21 protein-coding genes and 2 tRNA genes are annotated in these 25,854 nt (G+C 65.1%); 19 read left to right on the forward strand and 4 right to left on the reverse strand.

Annotated features, from left to right (window positions below):
• Nucleotides 1–64 precede the first annotated feature (64 nt).
• Genes carA through KRX52_RS19365 form a run of 4 tightly spaced genes read left to right on the forward strand, consistent with a single transcriptional unit; the run spans nt 65 to nt 5,350 of the window.
• Nucleotides 65–1,201 (forward strand): glutamine-hydrolyzing carbamoyl-phosphate synthase small subunit, encoded by a 1,137-nt coding sequence (gene carA, locus KRX52_RS19350; protein WP_217683359.1) that lies wholly within the window; start codon nt 65–67, stop codon nt 1,199–1,201.
• Nucleotides 1,202–1,237: 36 nt separating this feature from the next.
• On the forward strand, nt 1,238–4,459 hold the full coding sequence (gene carB / locus KRX52_RS19355) for a carbamoyl-phosphate synthase large subunit (protein WP_217683360.1): 3,222 nt from the start codon (nt 1,238–1,240) through the stop codon (nt 4,457–4,459).
• Nucleotides 4,456–4,932 carry a transcription elongation factor GreA gene (gene greA, locus KRX52_RS19360; RefSeq protein WP_217683361.1) on the forward strand — a complete coding sequence of 159 codons (477 nt, stop codon included), beginning with the start codon at nt 4,456–4,458 and terminating at the stop codon, nt 4,930–4,932. Before carB ends, greA begins: the two co-directional genes overlap by 4 nt.
• Before the next feature lie 22 nt (nt 4,933–4,954).
• Nucleotides 4,955–5,350 (forward strand): DUF4149 domain-containing protein, encoded by a 396-nt coding sequence (locus KRX52_RS19365; protein ID WP_217683413.1) that lies wholly within the window; start codon nt 4,955–4,957, stop codon nt 5,348–5,350.
• A gap of 42 nt (nt 5,351–5,392) precedes the next feature.
• Here KRX52_RS19365 and KRX52_RS19370 read toward each other — a convergent pair whose 3' ends face one another.
• Nucleotides 5,393–5,704, reverse strand: a complete 312-nt coding sequence (locus KRX52_RS19370; RefSeq protein ID WP_217683362.1) for a YhbY family RNA-binding protein — start codon at nt 5,702–5,704, stop codon at nt 5,393–5,395.
• Between the two features lie 82 nt (nt 5,705–5,786).
• Between KRX52_RS19370 and rlmE the strand changes: the two genes are divergently transcribed.
• The 15 genes from rlmE to pnp all read left to right on the forward strand — a co-directional run bounded on the left by rlmE (nt 5,787) and on the right by pnp (nt 20,922).
• On the forward strand, nt 5,787–6,410 hold the full coding sequence (rlmE, locus tag KRX52_RS19375; RefSeq protein ID WP_217683363.1) for a 23S rRNA (uridine(2552)-2'-O)-methyltransferase RlmE: 624 nt from the start codon (nt 5,787–5,789) through the stop codon (nt 6,408–6,410).
• A gap of 159 nt (nt 6,411–6,569) precedes the next feature.
• Nucleotides 6,570–8,486 carry an ATP-dependent zinc metalloprotease FtsH gene (gene ftsH / locus KRX52_RS19380; protein WP_217683414.1) on the forward strand — a complete coding sequence of 639 codons (1,917 nt, stop codon included), beginning with the start codon at nt 6,570–6,572 and terminating at the stop codon, nt 8,484–8,486.
• A gap of 7 nt (nt 8,487–8,493) precedes the next feature.
• Nucleotides 8,494–9,345, forward strand: coding sequence for a dihydropteroate synthase (folP, locus tag KRX52_RS19385; protein ID WP_217683364.1), 852 nt, complete (start codon nt 8,494–8,496; stop codon nt 9,343–9,345).
• A gap of 15 nt (nt 9,346–9,360) precedes the next feature.
• Entirely contained in the window at nt 9,361–10,704 is a 1,344-nt protein-coding gene (glmM, locus tag KRX52_RS19390; RefSeq protein ID WP_217683365.1) for a phosphoglucosamine mutase, read from the forward strand.
• Nucleotides 10,705–10,769: 65 nt separating this feature from the next.
• Nucleotides 10,770–11,525, forward strand: a complete 756-nt coding sequence (gene tpiA, locus KRX52_RS19395; RefSeq protein WP_217683366.1) for a triose-phosphate isomerase — start codon at nt 10,770–10,772, stop codon at nt 11,523–11,525.
• A gap of 3 nt (nt 11,526–11,528) precedes the next feature.
• Complete coding sequence (secG, locus tag KRX52_RS19400; RefSeq protein ID WP_217683367.1) at nt 11,529–11,909, forward strand: preprotein translocase subunit SecG; 381 nt, start codon at nt 11,529–11,531, stop codon at nt 11,907–11,909.
• Nucleotides 11,910–11,933: 24 nt separating this feature from the next.
• Nucleotides 11,934–12,019, forward strand: a tRNA-Leu gene (locus KRX52_RS19405).
• A 90-nt stretch (nt 12,020–12,109) separates the two neighbouring features.
• Nucleotides 12,110–12,186: transfer RNA gene (locus KRX52_RS19410), tRNA-Met, on the forward strand.
• Nucleotides 12,187–12,314: 128 nt separating this feature from the next.
• The gene (gene rimP, locus KRX52_RS19415) at nt 12,315–12,773 is read left to right on the forward strand and encodes a ribosome maturation factor RimP (protein ID WP_217683368.1); all 459 of its coding nucleotides are present in this window, start codon (nt 12,315–12,317) and stop codon (nt 12,771–12,773) included.
• 48 nt (nt 12,774–12,821) lie between these two features.
• Complete coding sequence (gene nusA, locus KRX52_RS19420) at nt 12,822–14,303, forward strand: transcription termination factor NusA (protein WP_217683369.1); 1,482 nt, start codon at nt 12,822–12,824, stop codon at nt 14,301–14,303.
• A 27-nt stretch (nt 14,304–14,330) separates the two neighbouring features.
• Complete coding sequence (gene infB, locus KRX52_RS19425; RefSeq protein ID WP_217683370.1) at nt 14,331–16,823, forward strand: translation initiation factor IF-2; 2,493 nt, start codon at nt 14,331–14,333, stop codon at nt 16,821–16,823.
• A gap of 96 nt (nt 16,824–16,919) precedes the next feature.
• Entirely contained in the window at nt 16,920–17,318 is a 399-nt protein-coding gene (gene rbfA / locus KRX52_RS19430) for a 30S ribosome-binding factor RbfA (RefSeq protein WP_217683371.1), read from the forward strand.
• A 3-nt stretch (nt 17,319–17,321) separates the two neighbouring features.
• The gene (gene truB, locus KRX52_RS19435; RefSeq protein WP_217683372.1) at nt 17,322–18,236 is read left to right on the forward strand and encodes a tRNA pseudouridine(55) synthase TruB; all 915 of its coding nucleotides are present in this window, start codon (nt 17,322–17,324) and stop codon (nt 18,234–18,236) included.
• A gap of 95 nt (nt 18,237–18,331) precedes the next feature.
• The gene (rpsO, locus tag KRX52_RS19440; RefSeq protein WP_217683373.1) at nt 18,332–18,601 is read left to right on the forward strand and encodes a 30S ribosomal protein S15; all 270 of its coding nucleotides are present in this window, start codon (nt 18,332–18,334) and stop codon (nt 18,599–18,601) included.
• A 215-nt stretch (nt 18,602–18,816) separates the two neighbouring features.
• Nucleotides 18,817–20,922: a polyribonucleotide nucleotidyltransferase gene (pnp, locus tag KRX52_RS19445; RefSeq protein WP_217683374.1), complete on the forward strand. Its 2,106-nt coding sequence runs from the start codon at nt 18,817–18,819 to the stop codon at nt 20,920–20,922.
• Between the two features lie 75 nt (nt 20,923–20,997).
• Here pnp and KRX52_RS19450 read toward each other — a convergent pair whose 3' ends face one another.
• From KRX52_RS19450 to KRX52_RS19460, 3 genes are all read right to left on the reverse strand, one after another.
• Nucleotides 20,998–21,294, reverse strand: coding sequence for a DUF2845 domain-containing protein (locus KRX52_RS19450; RefSeq protein ID WP_217683375.1), 297 nt, complete (start codon nt 21,292–21,294; stop codon nt 20,998–21,000).
• An 83-nt stretch (nt 21,295–21,377) separates the two neighbouring features.
• Nucleotides 21,378–24,638: a DUF748 domain-containing protein gene (locus KRX52_RS19455; protein WP_217683376.1), complete on the reverse strand. Its 3,261-nt coding sequence runs from the start codon at nt 24,636–24,638 to the stop codon at nt 21,378–21,380.
• A gap of 158 nt (nt 24,639–24,796) precedes the next feature.
• Nucleotides 24,797–25,813, reverse strand: coding sequence for a class I SAM-dependent rRNA methyltransferase (locus KRX52_RS19460; RefSeq protein WP_217683377.1), 1,017 nt, complete (start codon nt 25,811–25,813; stop codon nt 24,797–24,799).
• Nucleotides 25,814–25,854 lie beyond the last annotated feature (41 nt).

Below are 25,854 nucleotides of genomic sequence, written 5' to 3' on the forward strand. Positions count from 1 at the left end.
CACGTCATTCCGCTTTTTTGCAGCCTGAATTTGCATGAAACGGTTCTATTTACGGGAGGTCTTCTTGACTAAGCCAGCCATACTCGCGCTTGCCGACGGCAGCATTTTCCGCGGTGAAGCCATCGGTGCCGACGGGCAGAGCGTCGGCGAGGTGGTATTCAATACCGCAATGACCGGCTATCAGGAAATTCTCACCGATCCTTCCTACTGCCAGCAGATCGTCACCCTGACCTATCCGCACATCGGCAACACCGGCACCACGCCGGAAGACGCCGAGTCGAACAAGGTCTGGGCCGCCGGCCTGATCATTCGCGACCTGCCGCTGCTGGCCAGCAGCTGGCGCAACAAGCAGTCGCTGCCGGACTACCTGAAGGAGCACGGCACCGTCGCCATCGCCGGTATCGACACCCGTCGCCTGACTCGCATCCTGCGCGAAAAGGGCTCGCAGAACGGCTGCATCCTCGCTGGCGCCGACGCCACTGAGGAGAAGGCCCTGGAGCTGGCGCGCAGCTTCCCCGGCCTCAAGGGCATGGACCTGGCCAAGGTGGTCAGCTGCAGTGAGCCCTACGAGTGGAACTCCAGCGTGTGGAGCCTGGAGACCGACAGCCATGCCGACATCCCGGCCGGCGAGCAGCCCTACCACGTGGTGGCCTACGACTTCGGCGTCAAGCTGAACATCCTGCGCATGCTGGTGGCGCGCGGCTGCCGGGTGACCGTGGTGCCGGCGCAGACCCCGGCCAGCACCGTGCTGGCGCTGAAGCCGGACGGCGTGTTCCTGTCCAACGGCCCGGGCGATCCCGAGCCGTGCGACTACGCCATCCAGGCGATCAAGGACGTGCTGGAGACCGAGATTCCGGTGTTCGGCATCTGCCTCGGCCACCAGCTGCTGGCCCTGGCCTCCGGCGCCAAGACCATGAAGATGGGTCATGGCCACCACGGTGCCAACCACCCGGTACAGGACCTCGACACCGGCGTGGTGATGATCACCAGCCAGAACCACGGCTTCTGCGCCGACGAGACCAGCCTGCCGGGCAACCTGCGCGCCACCCACAAATCGCTGTTCGACGGCACTCTGCAGGGCATCGAGCGCACCGACAAGGTCGCCTTCAGCTTCCAGGGCCACCCGGAAGCCAGCCCGGGCCCGCACGACGTGGCCCCGCTGTTCGACCGCTTCATCGCCGAAATGGCCAAGCGTCGCTGAGTTTGCCGACAGATCAACGGATTCGTGTGAGAGACCATGCCAAAACGTACAGACATTAAAAGTATCCTGATCCTCGGCGCCGGCCCCATCGTCATCGGCCAGGCCTGCGAGTTCGACTACTCCGGCGCCCAGGCCTGCAAGGCCCTGCGCGAGGAAGGCTTCCGCGTCATCCTGGTGAACTCCAACCCGGCCACCATCATGACCGACCCGGCCATGGCCGACGCCACCTACATCGAGCCGATCAAGTGGCAGACCGTGGCCAAGATCATCGAGAAGGAGCGTCCCGACGCCCTGCTGCCGACCATGGGCGGCCAGACCGCGCTGAACTGCGCGCTGGACCTGGAAAAGCACGGCGTGCTGGCCAAGTTCGGCGTCGAGATGATCGGCGCCAACGCCGACACCATCGACAAGGCCGAGGACCGTTCGCGCTTCGACAAGGCCATGCGCGACATCGGCCTGGCCTGCCCGCGCTCCGGCATCGCCCACAACATGGACGAAGCCTACGGTGTGCTCGACAAGGTCGGCTTCCCGTGCATCATCCGTCCGTCCTTCACCATGGGCGGCACCGGTGGCGGCATCGCCTACAACCGTGAAGAGTTCGAGGAAATCTGCACCCGCGGTCTCGACCTGTCGCCGACCAGCGAGCTGCTGATCGACGAGTCGCTGATCGGCTGGAAGGAATACGAGATGGAGGTGGTCCGCGACAAGAAGGACAACTGCATCATCGTCTGCGCCATCGAGAACTTCGACCCGATGGGCGTGCACACCGGCGACTCGATCACCGTGGCTCCGGCACAGACCCTGACCGACAAGGAATACCAGATCATGCGCAACGCCTCGCTGGCGGTGCTGCGTGAGATCGGCGTGGAAACCGGCGGCTCCAACGTGCAGTTCGGCATCAACCCGGCCGATGGCCGCATGGTGGTGATCGAGATGAACCCGCGCGTGTCGCGTTCCTCGGCACTGGCCTCCAAGGCCACCGGCTTCCCGATCGCCAAGATCGCCGCCAAGCTGGCGGTCGGCTACACCCTCGACGAGCTGTCCAACGACATCACCGGCGGCCGCACCCCGGCGTCCTTCGAGCCGGCGATCGACTACGTGGTCACCAAGATCCCGCGCTTCGCCTTCGAGAAGTTCCCCAAGGCCGACGCCCGCCTGACCACCCAGATGAAGTCGGTCGGCGAAGTGATGGCCATCGGCCGCACCTTCCAGGAGTCGGTACAGAAGGCCCTGCGCGGTCTGGAAGTCGGCGTGGCCGGTTTCGATCCCAAGCTGGACCTGAGCAGCTCCGAGGCGCAGAGCACCCTCAAGCGCGAGCTGACCGTGCCGGGCGCCGATCGCATCTGGTACGTGGCCGACGCCTTCCGTGCCGGCATGAGCTGCGACGACATCTACGCACTGACCAAGATCGACCACTGGTTCCTGGTGCAGATCGAGGACCTGATCAAGGACGAGGAGCGGGTCAAGACCCTCGGCCTGTCCAGCATCGACCGCGACCTGATGTGGAGCCTGAAGCGCAAGGGCTTCTCCGATGCGCGCCTGGCCAAGCTGCTCGGCATCACCGAGAAGAACCTGCGCAGCCATCGCCACAAGCTGAAAGTGCTGCCGGTGTACAAGCGCGTCGACACCTGCGCCGCCGAGTTCGCCACCGACACCGCCTACATGTACTCGACCTACGAGGAAGAGTGCGAGGCCAATCCGTCGACCCGCGACAAGATCATGGTCCTCGGTGGCGGCCCGAACCGCATCGGCCAGGGCATCGAGTTCGACTACTGCTGCGTCCATGCCGCCCTCGCCATGCGTGAAGACGGCTACGAGACCATCATGGTCAACTGCAACCCGGAAACCGTGTCCACCGACTACGACACCTCCGACCGTCTGTACTTCGAGCCGGTGACCCTGGAGGACGTGCTGGAAATCGTCCGCGTCGAGCAGCCCAAGGGCGTGATCGTGCAGTACGGCGGCCAGACCCCGCTGAAGATCTGCCGCGCCCTGGAAGAAGCCGGCGTGCCGATCATCGGCACCAGCCCGGACGCCATCGACCGCGCCGAAGACCGCGAGCGCTTCCAGCAGATGGTGCAGCGCCTCAACCTGCGCCAGCCGCAGAACGCTACCGCGCGCAGCGAAGACGAGGCCCTGGCCGCGTCCAAAGCCATCGGCTATCCGCTGGTGGTGCGTCCGTCCTACGTGCTGGGCGGCCGGGCGATGGAAATCGTCTACGAAGAGGAAGAGCTCAAGCGCTACATGCGCGAAGCGGTGAAGGTGTCCAACGACAGTCCGGTGCTGCTCGACCACTTCCTCAACTGCGCCATCGAGGTCGACATCGACGCGGTGTGCGACGGCGAGAACGTGGTGATCGGCGCGATCATGCAGCACATCGAGCAGGCTGGCGTGCATTCCGGCGACTCGGCCTGCTCGCTGCCGCCGTACTCGCTGCCCAAGCACATCCAGGACGAGATCCGCAGCCAGGTCAAGAAGATGGCCCTGGAGCTCGGCGTGGTCGGCCTGATGAACGTGCAGATGGCCGTGCAGGGCGAGGACATCTACGTCATCGAGGTCAACCCGCGCGCCTCGCGTACCGTGCCGTTCGTCTCCAAGTGCATCGGCACTTCGCTGGCCAAGATCGCCGCGCGCGTGATGGCCGGCAAGACCCTCGCGGAAGTCGGTTTCACCGAGGAAATCATCCCGCCGTTCTTCAGCGTCAAGGAAGCGGTGTTCCCGTTCGCCAAGTTCCCCGGCGTCGACCCGATCCTCGGCCCGGAAATGAAGTCCACCGGCGAGGTGATGGGTGTCGGCGACAGCTTCGCCGAAGCCTTCGCCAAGGCCCAACTGGGCGCCAGCGAAATCCTGCCGACCGGCGGCTGCGCGTTCATCAGCGTGCGCGAGGATGACAAGCCGTTCGTCGCCGGTGTCGCCCGCGATCTGGTGGCCCTCGGTTTCGAAGTGGTCGCCACCGCCGGCACTGCCCGCGAGATCGAGGCCGCCGGCCTGCCGGTACGCCGGGTGAACAAGGTGACCGAAGGTCGTCCGCACGTGGTCGACATGATCAAGAACGACGAAGTCACCCTGATCATCAACACCACCGAAGGCCGTCAGTCGATCGCCGACTCCTTCTCGATCCGTCGCAACGCCCTGCAGCACAAGATCTGCATCACCACCACCATCGCCGGTGGTCAGGCGATCTGTGAAGCGCTGAAGTTCGGTCCCGAGAAGACCGTGCGTCGCCTGCAGGACCTGCATGCAGGAATCAAGGCATGACCAAATACCCGATGACGGTCCAGGGCGCGCGCGCCCTGGAGGAAGAACTGGCGCACCTGACCAAGGTGGTGCGGCCGAAGCTCAGCCAGGACATCGGTACCGCGCGTGAACTGGGCGACCTCAAGGAGAACGCCGAGTATCACGCCGCCCGCGAGCAGCAGGGCATGGTCGAGGCGCGGATTCGCGATATCGAGGGTCGCCTGCAGCACGCGGTGATCATCGATGTCACGACCATCCCGCACACCGGCAAGGTGATCTTCGGCACCACGGTGGAAATCGCCAACTGCGAGACCGACGAAAGCGTGACCTACCAGATCGTCGGCGAGGACGAGGCGGACATCAAGGCCGCCAAGATCTCGGTCGGCTCGCCGATCGCCCGCGCCCTGGTGGGCAAGGAAGAGGGCGATGTGGTGGTGGTGGTGACCCCCAGCGGCAAGGTCGAGTACGAGATTGTCGAGGTTCGCCATCTCTGACGCGCAGCCCTCCCGCTCGCCGCTGCGTGCCGGCGCCATCAGCTGGCGCCTGGCGCAGACCTTCTGGGTCGGCGGCCTGTGGCTGCTGTACTTCGTGCTGCTGCCGGCGCTGGAGCATTACGGCCTGGCGCCATTGCTGCTCGAGGATATTTCCGCCAGCCTGATTCCGCTGCTGCTCGGCTTTGCTGGCTTCTGCGCGCTGCTGCAGAAGCTGGTGCTGCTGCAGCAGCGCGGTCTGCGCAGCCTGTGGGCGGACTTCCGCGGTCAGTTGCTGCTGGCGGTGCTGTTGCTGGTGACGGGATTCTTCGCCGGCCCCTGGCTGGGGTTGGCGGGGAACAGCTGGCCGCTGTTCTGCTACATGGCCGTGGCAGCCTGCGGGCTGGTGCTGGTGCTGCAGCCGGTGCCCGGCGAGCAGTGAGGTGGGACGGGCGATGCCGTTGGCATCGCCCGTGTCCGCGACTCAGATCGAGTGGCGGACGATGTTGGATAGGTGGCGGTTCTGCTGGGCGGCGCGGCGATAGACCAGCGCCATCTTGCCGATCACCTGCACCAGCTCGCAGCGCGCCTGCCGGCACAGCTCGTCGATCAGGGCACGGCGGTCGTCGCGCTCGGTGAGAGCGAACTTGATCTTGATCAGCTCGTGATCGTTGAGCGCGCGCTCCAGTTCGCCAAGCACGCCCTCGGTCAGACCGTTTTCCGCCACGATCAATACCGGATTCAGATGGTGGCCGATAGATTTGTACTGTTTCTTCTGCTCGTTGCTGAGCGGCATAATCCGACCTCTGCGTCTGATCCTGTTAAAAGCGGTGGCTAGTGTACCCGAGTGTCCGTTAGCCGCCCAGATGAGGTACTTCGTGGCCCGTTCCAAGACCAGCCAGCGTTGGCTGAAAGAGCATTTCGACGATCCCTACGTGAAGATGGCGCAGAAGGACGGCTACCGTTCGCGCGCCAGCTACAAGCTGCTGGAGATCCAGGAGAAGGATCGCATTCTGCGTCCCGGCATGACGGTGGTCGACCTCGGCGCGGCGCCGGGTGGCTGGTCGCAGGTCACCAGCCGGGTGATCGGCGACAAGGGGCGCCTGATCGCCTCGGACATCCTGGCGATGGACAGCATCCCCGATGTCACCTTCATCCAGGGCGACTTCACCGACGATGCGGTGTTCGCGCAGATCCTCGCGGCGATCGGCGACCATCCGGTCGACCTGGTGATTTCCGACATGGCCCCCAACATGAGTGGGGTGCGTTCGGCCGATCAGCCGCGTGCCATGTACCTGTGCGAGCTGGCGCTGGATCTGGCCACCCGGGTGCTGCGTCCGGGCGGCGATTTCCTGATCAAGATCTTCCAGGGCGAAGGCTTCGATGCCTACCACAAGCAGGTGCGCGAGCTGTTCGACAAGGTGCAGATGCGCAAGCCGAGTTCGTCGCGCGACCGTTCGCGCGAGCAGTATCTGCTCGCACGCGGATTCCGTGGCGCCTAGACTGCAGGGAGCCGACTCGGCGTGCCGGGTCAAATGACGTTACAACCCGATCTGCCAGCAATCGGGCTGCTGTAGTAAGTTAGACCGGCAAAGAACCGGCCGCCGCGTGAAGCGTTTTCCGCGGCGGGGCTGGTCAGAGAGGGTAGTCAATTGAACGACATGGCAAAGAACCTGATCCTGTGGCTGATCATCGCAGCCGTGCTGGTAACGGTGATGAACAACTTCTCCACTCCGAACGAGCCGCAGTCGCTCAACTATTCGGAGTTCATCCAGGAGGTCAAGGACGGCAAGGTCGAGCGTGTGACCGTCGACGGTTACATCATCACCGGCCGCCGTGTCGACGGCGAACCCTTCCGTACCGTGCGTCCGGCGATCCAGGACAACGGCCTGATCGGCGACCTGATCGAGAGCAAGGTGGTGATCGAGGGCAAGCAGCCCGAGCAGCAGAGCATCTGGAGCCAGCTGCTGGTGGCCAGCTTCCCGATCCTGGTGATCATCGCCGTGTTCATGTTCTTCATGCGCCAGATGCAGGGCGGTGGCGGCGGTCGCGGCGGGCCGATGAGCTTCGGCAAGAGCAAGGCGCGCCTGCTGTCCGAGGACCAGGTGAAGACCACCCTGGCCGACGTCGCTGGTTGCGACGAGGCCAAGGAGGAGGTCGGCGAACTGGTCGACTTCCTGCGCGATCCGGGCAAGTTCCAGCGCCTCGGCGGGCACATCCCGCGCGGCGTGCTGATGGTCGGTCCGCCCGGCACCGGCAAGACCCTGCTGGCCAAGGCCATCGCCGGCGAGGCCAAGGTGCCGTTCTTCACTATTTCCGGCTCCGACTTCGTCGAGATGTTCGTCGGCGTCGGCGCCTCGCGTGTGCGCGACATGTTCGAGCAGGCCAAGAAGCATGCGCCGTGCATCATCTTCATCGACGAGATCGACGCCGTTGGTCGTCACCGTGGCGCCGGCCTTGGCGGCGGGCATGACGAGCGCGAGCAGACCCTTAACCAGCTGCTGGTGGAGATGGACGGCTTCGAGATGAACGACGGCATCATCGTCATCGCCGCCACCAACCGCCCCGACGTGCTCGACCCGGCGCTGCTGCGCCCGGGCCGCTTCGACCGCCAGGTGGTGGTCGGCCTGCCGGACGTGCGCGGTCGCGAGCAGATTCTCAAGGTGCACATGCGCAAGGTGCCGCTGGGCGACGACGTCGAGCCTTCGGTGATCGCCCGCGGCACCCCCGGCTTCTCCGGTGCCGATCTGGCTAACTTGGTCAACGAGGCCTCGCTGTTCGCCGCGCGCAACGGCAAGCGCATCGTCGAAATGAAGGAGTTCGAGCTGGCCAAGGACAAGATCATGATGGGCGCCGAGCGCCGCTCCATGGTCATGACCGAGGACGAGAAGCTGATGACCGCCTACCACGAGTCCGGTCACGCCATCCTCGGCTGTCTGTTCCCTTCCGACCCGGTGCACAAGGTCACCATCATCCCGCGCGGTCGCGCGCTGGGCGTGACCATCTCGCTGCCGGAGCGCGATCACCACGGCTACAGCCGCATCTGGCTGCACAACAAGCTGAAGATGATCTTCGGCGGGCGGATCGCCGAGGAAGTCATCTTCGGTCACGACAAGGTCACCAACGGCGCCACCGGCGACATCGGCCAGGCCACCCGCATCGCGCGGACCATGGTCACCCAGTGGGGCATGTCCGACAAGCTGGGCTTCCTGTCCTACGCCGATGAAGAGGAAGAGGTCTTCCTCGGTCGCTCGTCCGGGCGCGGCAGCAGCGTGTCGGCGGAAACCGCGCGGCTGATCGATGACGAAGTGCGGGCGGTGATCGACGGCAACTACGAGCAGGCCGAGCAGGCTCTGCGCGACAACCTCGACAAGCTGCATGCCATGGCCCAGGCGCTGATGAAGTTCGAGACCATCGACGCCGAGCAGGTCGCCGACATCATGGATGGCCGCGAGCCGCGCGAGCCCAAGGGCTGGAACGACTCCGGCAGCGGTTCTTCGGGCAGCAGTGCCAAGCCGCAGCAGGATGCCGAGCCGCGCGTCGACAAGCCGCTTGGCGGCCCGGCCGGAGAACATTGATTTCCCGATGACTACGCGTTCCTTTCGCGATCGGCTGCCCTGTGGCAGCCGATTGCTCGATTTGTCTCGCCCGCAGGTGATGGGCATCCTCAACGTCACCCCCGACTCGTTCTCCGATGGCGGCTCCTTCAATCACCTGGAGGACGCGCTGCGCCATGCCGAGGCGATGGTGCGCGCCGGCGCCACGCTGATCGACGTCGGTGGCGAGTCGACCCGCCCCGGTGCGCCGCCGGTTTCCGCGCAGGAAGAGCTGGATCGGGTCGCCCCGGCCGTCGAGGCGATTGCCCGCGAGCTGGACGTGATCATCTCGGTGGATACCTCCACCGCCGCGGTGATGCGCGAGTCGGCGCGTCTCGGCGCCGGACTGATCAACGACGTGCGCGCCCTGCAGCGTCCCGGTGCCCTGCAGGCGGTAGCGGACAGTGGCCTGCCGGTGTGCCTGATGCACATGCGCGGCGAGCCGACCACCATGCAGGACGATCCCCGCTACCCGGACATCTACGCCGAAGTGCACGATTTCCTCGCCGAGCGCATGACCGCCTGCGCGCAGGCGGGCATTGCCCGCGAGCGCATCGTGCTGGATCCGGGCTTTGGTTTTGCCAAGACCCTGGAGCACAATCTGCGCCTGTTCCAGCAGCTGGAACGACTGCATGAGTTCGGCTTGCCGCTGCTGGTTGGCGTGTCGCGCAAGAGCATGATCGGCAAGGTGCTGGACAGGCCGGTGGGTGAGCGCCTGTATGGTAGTCTGGCCCTGGCGGCGCTGGCGGTGGCCAAGGGCGCGCAGATCCTGCGGGTGCACGATGTGGCCGAAACCGTGGATGTGGTTCGCATGATTGCCGCCGTGGAATGGGCGGATTGACAGCAGGATGATGGAATGAGCAGAAAATATTTTGGTACCGACGGCATCCGCGGACGAGTCGGCGAGTTTCCGATCACCCCGGAGTTCATGCTCAAGCTGGGCTGGGCGGCGGGCATGGCGTTCCGTCGCCAGGGCCACTGCAAGGTGCTGATCGGCAAGGACACGCGGATTTCCGGCTACATGTTCGAGTCCGCCCTGCAGGCTGGCCTGATCGCTGCCGGAGCCGACGTGATGCTGCTCGGTCCGATGCCGACGCCGGCGGTGGCCTATCTGACCCGTACCTTTCACGCCGATGCCGGTATCGTCATCAGCGCCTCGCACAATCCGCACTATGACAACGGCATCAAGTTCTTCTCCAGCAAGGGCAGCAAGCTGCCGGACGAGATCGAGGCGATGATCGAGGAGCTGCTGGATGCGCCGATGGTCGTGGCCGAGTCGGCGCAGCTGGGCAAGGCTTCGCGACTGAATGATGCCGCGGGCCGCTATATCGAGTTCTGCAAGAGCAGCGTGCCGACCAGCACCGATTTCGCCGGGCTCAAGCTGGTGCTCGACTGTGCCCATGGCGCCACCTACAAGGTGGCGCCCAGCGTGTTCCGCGAACTGGGCGCCGAGGTGGCGGTGATCGCCGCGCAGCCGGACGGACTGAACATCAACGCCGGTGTCGGCTCCACGCACGTGGGCGAGCTGCAGAAGGCGGTGCTCGAGCAGGGCGCCGACCTGGGCATCGCCTTCGATGGTGACGGCGACCGCGTGCTGATGGTCGACCACACCGGCGCGGTGGTCGATGGCGACGAGCTGCTGTACATCATCGCCACCGACCTCCAGGAGCGCGATCGCCTGCCGGAAGGCAGTGGCGTGGTCGGTACCCTGATGAGCAACCTGGGGCTCGAGCTGGCGCTGCAGGAGCGCGGCATTCCCCTGGTGCGCGCGAAAGTCGGCGACCGCTACGTGATGGCTGAGATGCTCGAGCGTGGCTGGGTCCTGGGCGGCGAGAACTCCGGCCATATCGTCTGCAGGCAGCATGTCACCACCGGCGATGCGATCATCGCCGCCCTGCAGGTGCTGCTGGCCCTGCGCCGGCGTGGGCAGAGCCTCGCTGAGGCGCGCCACGGCCTGCACAAGTGCCCCCAGGTCTTGATCAACGTGCGTTTCGGTGGCGGTCAGGATCCGGTGGCGCACCCGGCGGTGCAGGATGCTTGTGCGCGGGTGACCGAGCAGATGGCCGGACGCGGTCGTGTGCTGCTGCGCAAGTCGGGTACCGAGCCGCTGGTGCGGGTAATGGTCGAGGGTGATGAGGAAGCCGTGGTGCGCGCGCACGCGGAAACCCTGGCTGCGCTGGTGAAAGAGCTATGTGCTTGATTTCGCTTGCCAGTTTGCCGGTGCTTGAGTAACATCTGCGCCCACTTTGGACGACGAGGTTTAGCATGCGCCGCCCCCTGGTCGCTGGTAACTGGAAGATGCATGGCACGCGTGCCAGCGTCGCCGAGCTGATCAAGAATTTGCGCATGCTGACCCTGCCAGTCGGTGTCGATGTGGTGGTGATGCCACCTTGCCTGTACATTGCCCAGGTTCAGTCCGGGCTGGAAGGCAAGGCCATTGCTGTCGGTGCGCAAGACTGCGCAGTCGACCCCGTGCAGGGCGCGCTGACTGGCGAAATTGCCGCTGCCCAGTTGGTTGATGCCGGTTGCCGCTATGTATTGGTTGGGCACTCCGAGCGTCGGCTGCTGCTGGGCGAGAGTGATGCGGTAGTCGTTCGCAAGTTTGCCGCGGCGCAGTCCTGTGGTCTGATTCCGGTGCTGTGCGTAGGGGAGACTCTCGAGCAGCGCGAGGCGGGGCAAACCCTTGAAGTGGTGGCGCAGCAAGTGGGCGCTGTAGTCGAGGGGTTGGGTGTCGGTGTTTTCGCGGGTGCGGTGATTGCCTATGAGCCGGTATGGGCCATCGGTACCGGCCTGACTGCGACTCCGCAGCAGGCGCAGGACGTACACGCGGCGATCCGCGCGCAGTTGGCGGCAGATAATGCCGAGATCGCGGCGGGTGTGAGAATTCTCTATGGCGGCAGCGTCAAGGCCGTCAGTGCAGCCGAGTTGTTCGGCATGCCGGATATCGACGGGGGGCTGGTGGGTGGAGCCTCCCTCAATGCGGACGAGTTCGGTGCGATCTGTCGTGCCGCAGGAAGCTGAGAGATGCTCGAGACAGTTGTGATTGTGGTGCATCTGCTGGCGGCGCTGGGCTTGGTTGCCTTGGTTCTGCTGCAGCAGGGTAAGGGGGCTGATGCAGGCGCTTCCTTTGGTGCGGGTGCCTCGGGTACCGTGTTCGGTAGCCAGGGTTCTGCTACCTTTCTGAGTCGTTTTACTGCTGTGTTGGCTGCCGTTTTTTTTGCTACCAGCTTGGGTTTGGGGTTTTTTGCCAAAGACAAAGCTGATATGCTTATTCAAGGTGGTTTGCCGGATCCGGCAGTACTAGAAGTTCCAAGCAAGCCCGCTGCAGATGATGTTCCGGTGCTTGATGCGCAAAAGCCAGGCTCTTCGGATATACCGGCAGGCGCAGAGCAGCAGAAGCGGTAATCAGCGGTTTGCAGTAAAGAGTTTGCCGAGGTGGTGGAATTGGTAGACACGCTACCTTGAGGTGGTAGTGGCCATAGGCTGTAGGGGTTCGAGTCCCCTCCTCGGTACCATATACAACAAGCCCGCGAATGCGGGCTTTGTTGTTTTCTGGTCTTCGGTTGACTGGCGATGCTTGGCGCTGTATAGTTAATCCTCTTTGACGCGGGGTGGAGCAGTCTGGTAGCTCGTCGGGCTCATAACCCGAAGGTCGTAGGTTCAAATCCTGCCCCCGCAACCAGTTTTATCAAAAGGCCCCTTTTAAGGGGCTTTTTGCTAGTTGGAAGATTTGTACCACTCTTAGAGTGGTCACCTACGGGATGGGCGTTTCGCCCATTTTTTGTTTGTACAGCATGCGGAGGCGATCAGGTGTCGAGCAAGCTAGAACAGTTGCAGGCCTTGCTGGCCCCGGTAGTCGAGGCCCTCGGCTACCAGTGCTGGGGCATCGAATTCATTTCCCAGGGGCGGCATTCGCTGCTGCGGGTCTATATCGACAATCCCGACGGCATCCTGATCGACGACTGTGAAAAAGTCAGTCGGCAGATCAGTGGCGTGCTTGACGTCGAGGATCCGGTCAGTGGCGAGTACACCCTGGAAGTTTCTTCTCCGGGGATGGACCGCCCCCTGTTCACGCTGGAGCAGTTCGCTGCCCATGCCGGGGAACAGGTGAAGATCAGGCTGCGCTCGCCCTACGAGGGACGACGCAATTTCCAGGGTTTGCTGCGTGGCGTCGAGGAGCAGGATGTGGTCGTTCAGGTGGACGAGCACGAGTACCTGCTGCCGATCGACTCGATCGACAAGGCCAACATCATTCCCCGTTTTGATTGAGGCGCGGATCCAGCGGATCCCAATGGATTGCGAAAGGCGAGGCGTACGATGAGCAAAGAAGTACTGCTGGTAGTAGAGTCGGTGTCCAATGAAAAGGGCGTACCGGCCGGCGTGATTTTCGAAGCGCTGGAACTGGCTCTGGCCACTGCCACGAAAAAACGTTACGAGGACGAGGTCGAGATACGTGTATCGATCAATCGTCAAAGCGGCAATTACGAAACCTTCCGCAGCTGGGCTGTGGTGGCCGACGATGCCGTGGAGAATCCGGCCGCCGAGCTGACCCTGGCCGAGGCCCGCGAGAAGCAAGAAGACGCCAAGGTCGGTGACGTCGTCGAGGAAAAGATCGAGTCCATCGAGTTCGGCCGCATCGCCGCGCAGATCGCCAAGCAGGTGATCGTGCAGAAGGTCCGCGAAGCCGAGCGCGCCCAGGTGGTCGACGCCTACCGTGAACGGATTGGCGAGATCATCTCCGGCACGGTGAAGAAGGTTACCCGCGACAACGTCATCGTCGATCTGGGCAACAATGCCGAGGCCTTGCTGGCCCGCGAACACATCATTCCGCGCGAGTCGTTCCGCGTCGGTGCCCGCCTGCGTGCCCTGCTCAAGGAAATCCGCAGCGAGAACCGCGGCCCGCAGCTGATCCTGTCGCGTACCGCGCCGGAAATGATCATCGAGCTGTTCAGCATCGAGGTGCCGGAGATCGCCGAAGGGCTGATCGAGATCATGGCCGCCGCCCGCGATCCGGGCTCGCGCGCCAAGATCGCCGTGCGCTCCAAGGACAAGCGCATCGACCCGCAGGGTGCCTGCATCGGCATGCGCGGCTCGCGCGTGCAGGCGGTGTCCGGTGAGCTGGGCGGCGAGCGTGTCGACATCGTGCTGTGGGACGACAATCCGGCGCAGTTCGTCATCAACGCCATGTCCCCGGCGGAAGTGGCGGCGATCATCGTCGACGAAGATACCCACACCATGGACATCGCCGTGGCCGAGGACAACCTCGCCCAGGCCATCGGTCGCAGCGGGCAGAACGTGCGTCTGGCCAGCCAGCTGACCGGCTGGACCCTGAACGTGATGACCGAAGCCGATATCCAGGCCAAGCAGCAGGCCGAAACCGGCGACATCCTGCAACTCTTCGTCGACGAGCTGGGTGTCGACGCCGAGCTGGCGGAAGTGCTGGTGGAGGAGGGCTTCACCACCCTGGAAGAAATTGCCTACGTGCCCATGGAAGAGATGCTCAGCATCGAGGGCTTTGATGAAGAGATCGTCAACGAGCTGCGCTCCCGTGCCAAGGACCGTCTGCTGACCAAGGCGATCGCCAACGAAGAGAAGCTCGCGGATATCCACCCGGCGGATGACCTGCTGGAGCTGGACGGCATGACCAAGGAGCTGGCTGTCGAGCTGGCCCTGCGGGGTGTGGCGACTCGCGAAGACCTGGCCGAGCAGTCGATTGACGACCTGCTCGAGATCGACGGCATGACTGAAGAGCATGCCGGTAAGCTGATCATGGCCGCCCGAGCCCATTGGTTCGAGTAAGTGGTCGCGGCCTGAGGAGAGAAGTGCATGACGCAAGTCACGGTGAAAGAACTGGCCCTAGTGGTCGCTACACCGGTAGAGCGCCTGCTGCAGCAAATGCGTGAGGCAGGTCTGCCGCACAGCCACGCCGAGCAAGTAGTGACCGACGAAGAGAAGCAGAAACTATTGGCGCACCTGAAGAGCAGTCACGGTGAAAAGCTGGCAGAGCCCAGCAAGATCACCCTGAAGCGCAAGACCACCAGCACCCTGCGGGTGGCTGGCAGCAAGACCATCAGCGTCGAAGTGCGCAAGAAGAAGACCTTCGTCACTCCGGAGGCCGCCGAAGTGGCGGTCGAGCCGAAGCGCGAAGAGCGGCCCGCGGTCGAGAAGCGTGCCGCCGAGGCGCCCGCGCGTCCGAAGGTCGAAGTGCGCACCGAGCCGCGCCGCGTTGACGACGCCGAAGAAGCGCGCGTGCGTGCCGTGGAAGCCCGCCAAGCCGCGGCCGCTGCCGCAGCCGCCGCGCCGGTCGAGGCGGCCAAGCCGTCCGTTGCCGATCGCGCCAAGGAAGATGCCCGCCGCGTAGCGCCCAAGCGCAACGAAGAGGAGGAGCGTCGCGAGCGCAAGCAGGCTCAGCCACGTCCGTCGCTCAAGGAAAAGGCTCCGGCTCCGCGTGTTGCCCCGCGCAGCACCGAGGAAGAGAGCGATCGTTTCCGTCGTGGCGGCCGCGGTGGCAAGAGCAAGCTGAAGAAGCGCAACCAGCACGGCTTCCAGAGCCCGGTTGGGCCGGTCGTGCGCGAAGTGAGCATTGGCGAGACCATCACCGTGGCCGAACTGGCCGCGCAGATGTCCGTGAAGGGCGCCGAGGTGGTCAAGTTCATGTTCAAGATGGGCACTCCGGTGACCATCAACCAGGTGCTCGACCAGGAAACCGCGCAGCTGGTGGCCGAAGAGCTGGGCCACAAGGTCACGCTGGTCAGCGAGAACGCGCTGGAAGAACAGCTGGCCGAGTCGCTCAAGTTCGAAGGTGAGGCCGAGTCGCGCGCACCGGTGGTTACCGTCATGGGTCACGTCGACCATGGCAAGACCTCGCTGCTCGACTATATCCGCCGCACCAAGGTGGCAACCGGCGAGGCGGGTGGCATCACCCAGCACATCGGTGCCTACCACGTGGAAACTGACCGCGGCATGGTCACCTTCCTCGATACCCCCGGCCACGCCGCGTTCACCGCGATGCGTGCCCGTGGCGCCAAGGCCACCGACATCGTCATCTTGGTGGTGGCAGCCGACGACGGCGTGATGCCGCAGACCGAGGAAGCCATCCAGCACGCCAAGGCGGCGGGTGTGCCGATCGTCGTGGCGATCAACAAGATCGACAAGCCGGCCGCCGACCTCGACCGCATCAAGCACGATCTGGCTGCGCGCGAAGTGATTCCGGAAGAGTGGGGTGGTACCACCCAGTTCATCCCGGTTTCGGCCAAGGTCGGTACCGGTATCGACGAGCTGCTGGAAGCCGTGCTGCTGCAGGCGGAAGTGCTCGAGCTGAAAGCTACTCCGTCGGCTCCGGGCCGTGGCGTGGTGGTCGAGTCGCGTCTGGACAAGGGCCGCGGTCCGGTGGCTACCGTGCTGGTCCAGGATGGTACCCTGCGTCAGGGTGACATGGTGCTGGTTGGCGTCAACTATGGCCGCGTGCGTGCCATGCTCGACGAGAACGGCAAGCCGATCAAGGAAGCCGGTCCGTCGATTCCGGTCGAGATCCTCGGCCTGGACGGCACTCCGGATGCCGGTGATGACCTGACCGTGCTCGCCGACGAGAAGAAGGCCCGCGAAGTAGCCCTGTTCCGTCAAGGCAAGTTCCGCGAGGTCAAGCTGGCCCGTGCGCATGCCGGCAAGCTGGAAAACATCTTCGAGACCATGGGTCAGGAAGAGAAGAAGACCCTCAACATCGTCCTCAAGTCCGACGTGCGCGGCTCGCTTGAGGCGCTGCAGGGCTCGCTGGCCGGTCTGGGCAACGAGGAAGTGCAGGTACGCGTGGTCGGCGGCGGTGTCGGTGGCATCACCGAAAGCGACGCCAACCTGGCGCTGGCCTCCAATGCGGTGATCTTCGGCTTCAACGTGCGTGCCGACGCCGGTGCGCGCAAGATCGTCGAGCAGGAAGGTCTGGATCTGCGCTACTACAACGTCATCTACGACATCATCGAGGACGTCAAGAAGGCGCTCACCGGTATGCTCGGCAGCGACGTGCGCGAGAACATCCTCGGCATCGCCGAAGTGCGTGACGTCTTCCGTTCGCCGAAGTTCGGCGCGGTTGCCGGCTGCATGGTCCTGGAAGGCAACGTCCATCGCAACCGCCCGATCCGCGTACTGCGCGACGACGTGGTGGTCTTCGAGGGCGAGCTGGAATCCCTGCGCCGCTTCAAGGACGACGTCTCCGAAGTTCGCGCCGGCATGGAATGCGGCATCGCTGTGAAGAGCTACAACGACGTGCGCGTCGGCGACAAGATCGAAGTCTTCGAGAAGGTCGAGGTAGCGCGTAGCCTCTAAGCGTCAGCGGGTGCTACAAACACAAGCCGGAGGCTCCTTTAGGAGACTTCCGGCTTGCGCTTTTCAGCTTCAGGCTTTTTTTCACGGATAAATGTCATGGCCAAAGAATACAGCCGTACCCAGCGTATCGGTGACCAGATGCAGCGCGAGCTGGCGCAGCTGATCCAGCGCGAGATCAAGGATCCGCGCCTGGGTCTGGTGACCCTGACCGGCACCGAAGTCAGCCGTGACCTGTCCCACGCCAAGGTGTTTTTCACCGTCATGGGGCAGGATGACGACGACCAGAAGATCGCCGAAAGCCAGGCCGTGCTCAAGGACGCCGCCGGCTACCTGCGCATGCTGCTCGGTCGCGCGATCAAGTTGCGCACCATTCCGCAGCTGCATTTCCTCTACGATGAGAGCGTGCGTCGCGGCGCCCAGCTGTCGGTGCTGATCGAGCGTGCAGTCGCCGAAGATCGCCAGCATCAGGGCGATCCGGACGCTGGCAAGGAGTAAGGCGTGGCCCAGGTGAAACGAATCCGCCGCGCGGTCAGCGGCATCCTGATCCTCGACAAGCCGCACGGCTTCAGTTCCAACGCCGCGCTGCAGAAGGTGCGCTGGCTGCTCAATGCCGAGAAGGCCGGGCATACCGGCAGCCTTGATCCGCTGGCGACCGGCGTGCTGCCGCTGTGCTTCGGCGAGGCGACCAAGTTCTCCCAGTACCTGCTGGATGCCGAGAAGGGTTATGCCACGGTCATGCACCTGGGCGTCACCACCACCACCGGCGATGCCGAGGGCGAGGTGCTCGAGAAGCGTGAGGTGACCGTCGGTCGGGAACAGCTGGAGGCGCTGTTGCCGCGCTTTCGTGGCCCGATCCAGCAGGTACCGCCGATGTACTCGGCGCTCAAGCGCGACGGCCAGCCGCTGTACAAGCTGGCGCGTGCTGGCGAGGTAGTGGAGCGCGAGGCGCGTTCTGTTACTATTGAACGACTTGAGTTGACACGTTTCGAGCCGCCGTTTGCCGATCTTTCGGTAACCTGCAGCAAGGGCACCTATATTCGCACCCTGGTCGAGGATCTCGGCCAGGCGCTGGGCTGCGGAGCGCACGTTGCTGAACTGCGCCGCACCCAGGCCGGGCCGTTCGGCCTGGAGCAGGCCATCAGCCTGGACACGCTGCTGCAGGCGCACGAAGAAGGCGGGGCCGAGGCCCTCGACCGTTTCCTGCTGCCGGTGGACTGCGGTCTGGAGCACTGGCCGGCGGTGCAGCTGTCGGAACACAGCGCGTATTACTGGCTGCACGGGCAGCCGGTGCGTGCCCCGGAGGCGCCGAAGTTCGGCATGCTGCGGGTACGTGATCACGAAGGTCGCTTCATCGGTATCGGTGAAGTGACCGACGACGGGCGCATTGCGCCGCGTCGACTGATTCGGTCCTGAGGACCGGACGAGGATGGCTGTCAGCAGGCACGGTCACTCCTCCATCATGAAAACGGGGACATTCCCCGGCCTGTTACCTCAGAGGAAAGCCCACCATGGCACTGAGCGTTCAAGATAAAGCCCAGATCGTTGCCGACTACCAGCAAGCCGTAGGCGATACCGGTTCTCCGGAAGTGCAGGTTGCCCTGCTGACCGCCAACATCAACAAGCTGCAGGGTCACTTCAAGGCCAACGCCAAGGACCACCACTCCCGTCGTGGTCTGATCCGTATGGTCAACCAGCGCCGCAAGCTGCTGGACTACCTGAAGGGCAAGGACGCAACTCGTTACAGCACCCTGGTTGCACGTCTGGGCCTGCGTCGCTAAGACGTAGTTGAGCTGGAAGCCGGAAGCTGGATGCTTGGAGTTGAAAGAGGGTTTTCCCCGCTTCCAGCTCCGGGCCTCCAGCTTTTGGCTTTTCGAGGTCATGTACGAAAGATCGCCGGCCACCGGGCTCTTTGGTACATGACCTGCAGAATGCGCCGGGTCTCCCCGCCATTCCTCCCGATTTCCCCAAAGGCAACACAGAGAAGGAAAATACCGTGAATCCGGTTATCAAAAAATTCCAGTTCGGTCAGACGACCTTCACCCTCGAAACGGGCCGCATCGCCCGTCAGGCCAGCGGCGCCGTGCTGGTCAGCACCGACGACGTCAGCGTGCTGGTCACCGTGGTCGGCGCCAAGCAGGCCGATCCGGGCAAGGGCTTCTTCCCGCTGTCCGTGCACTACCAGGAAAAGACCTACGCTGCCGGCCGCATCCCGGGTGGCTTCTTCAAGCGTGAAGGCCGTCCGAGCGAGAAGGAAACCCTGACCTCGCGCCTGATCGACCGCCCGATCCGCCCGCTGTTCCCCGAAGGCTTCATGAACGAAGTGCAGGTCGTCTGCACCGTCGTGTCGACCAACAAGAAGTCCGATCCGGACATCGCCGCGATGATCGGCACCTCCGCCGCCCTGGCCGTTTCCGGCATCCCGTTCGATGGCCCGATCGGTGCCGCTCGCGTCGGTTACCACGACGAGCTGGGCTACATCCTCAACCCGACCTACGAGCAGCTGCAGAGCTCGCGTCTGGACATGGTGGTGGCCGGTACCGAAGACGCCGTGCTGATGGTCGAGTCGCAAGCCGAAGAGCTGACCGAAGACCAGATGCTGGGCGCCGTGCTGTTCGCCCACGAGGAATTCCAGAGCGCCATCCGCGCGATCAAGGAATTCGCTGCCGAAGCCGGCAAGCCGCGTTGGGACTGGCAGGCTCCGCAAGCCAACACCGTGCTGATCGAAGCGGTCAAGGCCGAGTTCGGCGAGGCGATCTCCAACGCCTACACCATCACCATCAAGCAGCAGCGCTACGCCACCCTCGACGCCCTGCGCGAGCAGGTGATCGCCAAGTTCGCCGGTGAAGGCGAAGGCCAGTTCCCGGCCGGCGCGGTCAAGGAAGTCTTCGGCCTGCTCGAATACCGCATCGTGCGCGAGAACATCGTCAACGGCAAACCGCGTATCGACGGTCGCGACACCCGCACTGTGCGCCCGCTGGCCATCGAAGTCGGCGTACTGGGCAAGACCCACGGTTCGGCGCTGTTCACCCGCGGCGAAACCCAGGCCCTGGTGGTCGCCACCCTCGGCACCGCCCGTGACGCCCAGCTGCTGGACACCCTGGAAGGCGAGCGCAAGGACGCCTTCATGCTGCACTACAACTTCCCGCCGTTCTCGGTGGGCGAGTGCGGCCGCATGGGCAGCCCGGGCCGCCGCGAAATCGGTCACGGCCGTCTGGCCCGTCGTGGCGTCGCCGCCATGCTGCCGACCCAGGCCGATTTCCCCTACACCATCCGCGTGGTGTCGGAAATCACCGAGTCCAACGGCTCCAGCTCGATGGCTTCCGTATGCGGCGCCTCCCTGGCGCTGATGGACGCCGGTGTGCCGATCAAGGCGCCGGTGGCCGGTATCGCCATGGGTCTGGTCAAGGAAGGCGACAAGTTCGCCGTACTGACCGACATCCTCGGTGACGAAGACCACCTCGGCGACATGGACTTCAAGGTGGCCGGTACCGACAAGGGCGTCACCGCCCTGCAGATGGACATCAAGATCCAGGGCATCACCGAAGAGATCATGGAGATCGCGCTGAACCAGGCTCTGGAAGCGCGTCTGAACATCCTCGGCCAGATGAACCAGGTGATCGCCAAGCCGCGTGCCGAGCTGTCGGAAAACGCGCCGACCATGATCCAGATGAAGATCGACTCGGACAAGATCCGTGACGTGATCGGCAAGGGTGGCGCCACCATCCGTGGCATCTGCGAAGAGACCAAGGCCTCGATCGACATCGAAGACGACGGCAGCGTGAAGATCTACGGCGAGACCAAGGAAGCCGCCGAGGCTGCCCGTCAGCGCGTGCTGGGCATCACCGCCGAAGCCGAGATCGGCAAGATCTACGTCGGCAAGGTCGAGCGCATCGTCGACTTCGGTGCCTTCGTCAACATCCTGCCGGGCAAGGACGGTCTGGTGCACATCTCGCAGATCAGCGACAAGCGCATCGAGAAGGTCACCGACGTGCTCAAGGAAGGCGAAGAGGTCAAGGTGCTGGTGCTGGACGTGGACAACCGCGGCCGCATCAAGCTGTCGATCAAGGACGTGGCGGCTGCCGAAGCCTCCGGCGTCTGATCGACGTGATCGCGTGACGAAAAAGGCCCTCCGGGGCCTTTTTTGTTGTCCGCGATTCGGCGGGTTGGCGGCGGGCTAACGCCTGCGGTCGCTGTCGATTTTGATCAGGCGATTGCCTTCGAAGCGCAGGAAGTAGTACATGCCGTTGCGGGGGCCGTAGACCCACTCCTCGACGCGCACCTCCTCGTAGTTGCCCCAGTCGTCGCCCCGCTGGCGGTAGCCGATGGTCTCGCGGCTGTTCGGCTGGCCGCACTTGTCGAGTACTTCGCTGGTATGGTCGCCGCTGCTGACCAGGTCGCGGTCGCAGCGCAGGGTGGCGGCGCTGAGCGGCAGGCTGGCGAGGAGCAGGGCCAGGAAGAGAAATCTTTTCACCGCAGTGTCCTCGGGGGCGGATGGGGGCGGCACTCTGCGCGGGCACCACCGGCTATGTGGGTTGGACCGTGTGCGACGGCCATCTACTCGCTATCCAGATGCAGCGGCACGGCGATGCGTTGGTTGTCCCCGACGGTCTCGGCGCTGCCGACCTCCAGCAGGTAGATGCGCTCGTCGGCCAGCTGCCCCTGCTCGACCAGATAAGCCTTGATCGTCCGCGCGCGGTCCTGGGCCAGCTGGCGCAGCAGCAGCGAACTCTGCGCCCAGGAGTCGAGCACCGACTGGCGTAGGCGCGCGGCGCGCTCCGGCTTCTTCAGCTCGCGCCATTCGGCCGGCGGCTGTTGCTTGAGGCGGGCGCGGTAGATGCCTTCGAGCAGGCTCCCCTGCATGTCCTCCGGAACCTTGAGCTGGCTGGCCTCGGCCGGCACCTTGTCGCCGCGGCGCTGCAGCATGCGGTACCAGATGTCCTGGTATTCGCGCTGCAGGCGCTGTTCGGCCAGCAGCGGGCCGTCGGCGGCCTGCTGGCTCATGCCTTCGACTTCCAGGCGCAGCGTCGGGCGCTGTTGCAGGGCCTTGGCCAGCTTGTCCAGGGTGGCGCGGGCCGGCTTGTCCAGCTCGCTGGAGCCGGCGGCGAAGGGCACGCTGTCCAGCGGCTCCTCGCCGCCGTCGATCAGCCCGGCAATCAGCTTGAACGGCGCCTGCACCGCGCGCAGCACCAGGTTGCGCAGGGTTTGCCAGACGATCGGCACCACGCTGAACTCGGGGTTGTTGAGGTCGCCCTGGACCGGCAGGGCGATGTCGATATTGCCGTGGGTATCCTTGAGCAGGGCCACCGCCAGGCGCACCGGCAGGTCGGTGGCGCTGGGACTGTCGACCCGCTCGCCGAGTTGCAGGTCCTCCAGCAGCAGCTTGTTTTCGGCGTTCAGCCGGCCCTTCTCGATGCGGTAGTGCAGGTCGAGGTTGAGGCGACCCTTGCGGATCTTGTAGCCGGCGAACTTGCCGGCGTAGGGGGTCAGGGTGGTCAGCTCGACCCGTTTGAAGCGGGTGGTGATGTCCAGCTGCTCCAACGGCGAGAAGGGGGTCAGGCGCCCCTGGATGGTCACTGGGGCGTAGCGGTCGACCTTGCCGCGGATGTCCACCGTGGCCGGCTTGCTGGACTGGTTGTCGAGGGTGCCGATACGGCCATTGAGCTGCTGGATGGCGGTGGCGAAGTTGGGGGTCAGCGAGAGATCGGCGAAGTTGGCCGAGCCGTCCGCGATGTCCACGCCGCCGACCACCACGTGCAGTGATTTGCTCGGCGGCGCGGAGGTGGGCTTGGGCGGCTGGGCAATCAGCAGATCCTTGACGTTGGTGCTGAGGTCTTCATTGATGATGAAGCGCGCGTAGGGCTGTTGCAGGCGCAGCCGGTCGATGCGCAGCTGTTCGCCGTGGCGGTAGTCGAGACCGTCGACGTTGAGCAGTTGCCACTTGACGAAGTCGCGACCCTTGAGGGTGTCGAGGGTGTGCAGCTGGCTGACTTCGGCGCGGCCACTGACCCTGAGCGCCAGCGGCGCGCTGCCCTGCAGGTCGACGGCGATATCGCTGGCGAGCAGGCCGCTGCGCAGCTCCAGGTGGATGAACGGGCTGAGATAGGCCTGGGCCAGGCGCAGGTCGAGGTCGCGCGTGCGCACCTTGAGCTGGCTGCTCAGTGGTTTAAGGCGCAGCTGGCCGTCGGCCTCGAGCTGGCCGCGGGGCCCGATGCCGCTGGCCAGCTTGAGGCTGAAGGGTTGCTCGCCGCTGCTGGTGAAGCCCTGCACGTCGAGATCCAGTGGGCCGACGTCCAGCGCTACCGCCGGCTGCGGCACGCGATCCTCGAGACGGGCGCGCCAACCGCGCAGCTGGGCGTCCTGCAGCAGTACCTGCCATGCTCGCGTGTCGCCGGAGGCTGCCGTCTGCGACGCTGATTCAGCCACGCCGCTGGTTGGCGCTGCGCCAGTCCCCTGGCTGTTGGCCTGCGGCGCTGGGGCGCTGGCGGTGGTCTGCTTCGTGCTCCGGGTGTCGGCCGCGGTGTTTGGCTCCGCTGCTGCTGCATCTGCGGTTTCCGGCGCTGGGGGCGCGGAGAGTGCCGGCGCAGCGTCGGCGGGCTGGCTGGCCTGGGGGGCTTCGGCCGCGGCCGGCGCCTGGCCGGCCGCTTGGGCGCGGGCGGCGCGATGCTGCTCCAGGGCCGCGAGCTGGCGGTCAAGCAGGGCCTGCCAGTCGAGGCGGCCGTCAGCCTCGCGCGCCGCGCGGGCCTCCAGCCCCTGGCTGTGCAGCTGGCCGATGACCACCTTGCGCTCGGTGAGGTTGAGGGCGGTCCCGGTCACCTCCAGGCTGTCCAGTCGCAGTGGCGGCTGCTCGGCGAGACCGTGCAGGGTGAGCGTGGCCAGGCGCAGCGCGCCGTTGCTCAGCTGCAGCTGCGGGCCGGGGTGGAACTCCAGGCGCTCGGCGGCGGCCTCCAGGCGTTGCAGGTCGAGCAGCGGTCGGCCATCCGCCTCGCGCACTTGCAGGCTGTCCAGTTGCAGCCGGCTGTTGTCCAGCTGCAGCTGCAGGCCTTCCTGCAACTCCAGGTGGTAGTCGCTGGCCAGACTGGCCACGCCCTGTTCTAGCTCCAGCGGCAGCAGCCGGCGCACATAGGGCCACCAGCTCTTCAGTGCGATGTCGGTGATGTTCAGGTGGCCTTCGGCGCGCAGCGGCTGCAGGCTCAGCAGCGCCTGCAGCGACAGGCTGGCGCCACTCGAGCCGCTGGCGGTGAGGCGGAGCTGGCCCTGGTCCTCGGCGCGGGTGCCGAAGTCGAGCAGCTCGATGGCGAGGTCCTCGTAGCGTATCTCGACGCTCGGCTGCGGCCGCTGGTCATTGAGGTGCAGGCTGCCGCCGCTCAGCTGCAGGCGGTCGACATGCAGCGGAAACAGTTCGCCGGCGGGCTGGGGTTCGGCTGCGCTCGCTGCCGGTGGCAGTCTGAACAGCTGCAGCAGGTTGAACGGCCGGTCCGCGGCGAACAGCAGCTCGACATGCGGTTGCTCCAGCTGCAGCTCCAGCAGGTGCAGCGCTCCCTGCCAGAGGCTGTCGACCTGCAGGTTGGCGTACAGACGGGCAAAGGCCAGCTGTTCGGCGCCGGGTTCGCCGAGGTGCAGCTGGTGCAGGGTCAGTTCGAGGCTGAACGGATTGAATTCGATGCGCTCGAGGCTGGCCGGCACGGTGGCGTATTCGGCCAGCTTCTGGTTGGCCAGTTTGAGGCCTGCCCACGGCAGCAGGAAAAAGCCGAGCAGGGCATACAGCAGCGGAACGACTACCACGGCGGCAAGGCCGCGTTTCAATCCTTTGGACATGGCTGGGCGCTTCGGTCAGTGCATGAAGTGCCTTGGAGTATGGCATGCCCTGTCGGTTCCGAATGTGGCGGGCTCCGCCCGTTCGATAAGGGTGAGGGTGAGGGTGACGGTGCGATGGCGTGCCGGCCGGGGGCGGGGATATCCCGCCCGCACCGGGATCAGAGGTGCAGGATCAGGGTCTTCAGCGGATGCCGGCCGTCGTGGGACGGGAAGTCAGCTGCCGGGGTCAGCACCTCGACCTCGCGCACCGGACGCCCGCTCTTGCTGGCGCAGCGCAGCACCTGGTCGCGCCAGTCGTCCAGTTCGACCCGGGCCAGGTTGTTGCAGCAGATCAGCGTGCCGCCTTCGGCGGTGGCCAGCAGGGCCGGCTTGAGCAGGCTCTGGTAGTCGCGCAGCAGGTCGACGGTGCCGAAGGCGCTGCGCGCCCAGGCCGGCGGGTCGAGGAACACCAGATCGAACTGCTCGGCGCCCAGCCGTGGGTAGTCCGGCAGGCGTTGACCGTGGCGCCGGGCCACCGGCAGGCCGGCGAACTGGCGGATGGCGGGGAAGTAGTCGGAGGCGATGAAGCGCATCGCAGCGAGGTCCGGATTGAGCGCGGCATTCTCGCGACCGACCGCCAGGTTGCCTTCGGCGAAGTCGAGGTTGCTGACGCTGCGCGCGCCGCCGGCCGCGGCGCACAGGCCGACGCCGCAGGTGTAGGCGAACAGGTTGAGTACCGACTTGCCGGCGCTGTGGCGCTTGACCCAGCCGCGGGCGTTGCGCAGGTCGAGGAACAGCAGCGGGTCCTGGCCGGCGTGGCGGGCGCGCACGCGGTAGTTGAGGCCCCATTCGTGGCCGACCAGATCGGCCAGTGCCTCCGGCGCAGCCTGGTACACCGGGTCGCGGCGGTCGATGCGCGAGTTGGGTTGCGAGCGGTCGTTGTACACCGGCAGCAGCGGCGTGGCCAGGGCGTGCTGGCAGCGGTCCAGCAGCTGCAGCAGGGCGTCGCGTTCGAGCGGCTGATGGAAGCTCTGCACCAGCAGCTGCGGGCCGTAGCGGTCGACTGTGAGGCCCGGCGCGCCTTCCTGGCTGCCGTGGAACAGCCGGTAGCAGTCGGTGCCCTGGGCGTGCAGTTCGGCGAACAGGGCCTGGCGGCGCTCGAGGGCGGCGCACAGCGCCTGGTTCAAGGCGGACATGCGCGTCTCCTCGGAAGATGGCGCGGCAGTTTACCAGTCCT

The sequence above is a fragment of the Geopseudomonas aromaticivorans genome, from assembly GCF_019097855.1.
GTDB lineage: Bacteria > Pseudomonadota > Gammaproteobacteria > Pseudomonadales > Pseudomonadaceae > Geopseudomonas > Geopseudomonas aromaticivorans.

Bases quoted from the DNA above. Each gene is read 5' to 3' on its own strand.
- nusA (WP_217683369.1), top strand. From the start codon at position 12,822: ATGAGCAAAGAAGTACTGCTGGTAGTAGAGTCGGTGTCCAATGAAAAG.
- KRX52_RS19455 (WP_217683376.1), bottom strand. From the start codon at position 24,638: ATGTCCAAAGGATTGAAACGCGGCCTTGCCGCCGTGGTAGTCGTTCCG.
- secG (WP_217683367.1), top strand. From the start codon at position 11,529: ATGCTCGAGACAGTTGTGATTGTGGTGCATCTGCTGGCGGCGCTGGGC.
- glmM (WP_217683365.1), top strand. From the start codon at position 9,361: ATGAGCAGAAAATATTTTGGTACCGACGGCATCCGCGGACGAGTCGGC.
- greA (WP_217683361.1), top strand. From the start codon at position 4,456: ATGACCAAATACCCGATGACGGTCCAGGGCGCGCGCGCCCTGGAGGAA.
- tpiA (WP_217683366.1), top strand. From the start codon at position 10,770: ATGCGCCGCCCCCTGGTCGCTGGTAACTGGAAGATGCATGGCACGCGT.
- KRX52_RS19460 (WP_217683377.1), bottom strand. From the start codon at position 25,813: ATGTCCGCCTTGAACCAGGCGCTGTGCGCCGCCCTCGAGCGCCGCCAG.
- rpsO (WP_217683373.1), top strand. From the start codon at position 18,332: ATGGCACTGAGCGTTCAAGATAAAGCCCAGATCGTTGCCGACTACCAG.
- infB (WP_217683370.1), top strand. From the start codon at position 14,331: ATGACGCAAGTCACGGTGAAAGAACTGGCCCTAGTGGTCGCTACACCG.
- folP (WP_217683364.1), top strand. From the start codon at position 8,494: ATGACTACGCGTTCCTTTCGCGATCGGCTGCCCTGTGGCAGCCGATTG.
- rbfA (WP_217683371.1), top strand. From the start codon at position 16,920: ATGGCCAAAGAATACAGCCGTACCCAGCGTATCGGTGACCAGATGCAG.
- ftsH (WP_217683414.1), top strand. From the start codon at position 6,570: ATGGCAAAGAACCTGATCCTGTGGCTGATCATCGCAGCCGTGCTGGTA.
- carB (WP_217683360.1), top strand. From the start codon at position 1,238: ATGCCAAAACGTACAGACATTAAAAGTATCCTGATCCTCGGCGCCGGC.
- KRX52_RS19370 (WP_217683362.1), bottom strand. From the start codon at position 5,704: ATGCCGCTCAGCAACGAGCAGAAGAAACAGTACAAATCTATCGGCCAC.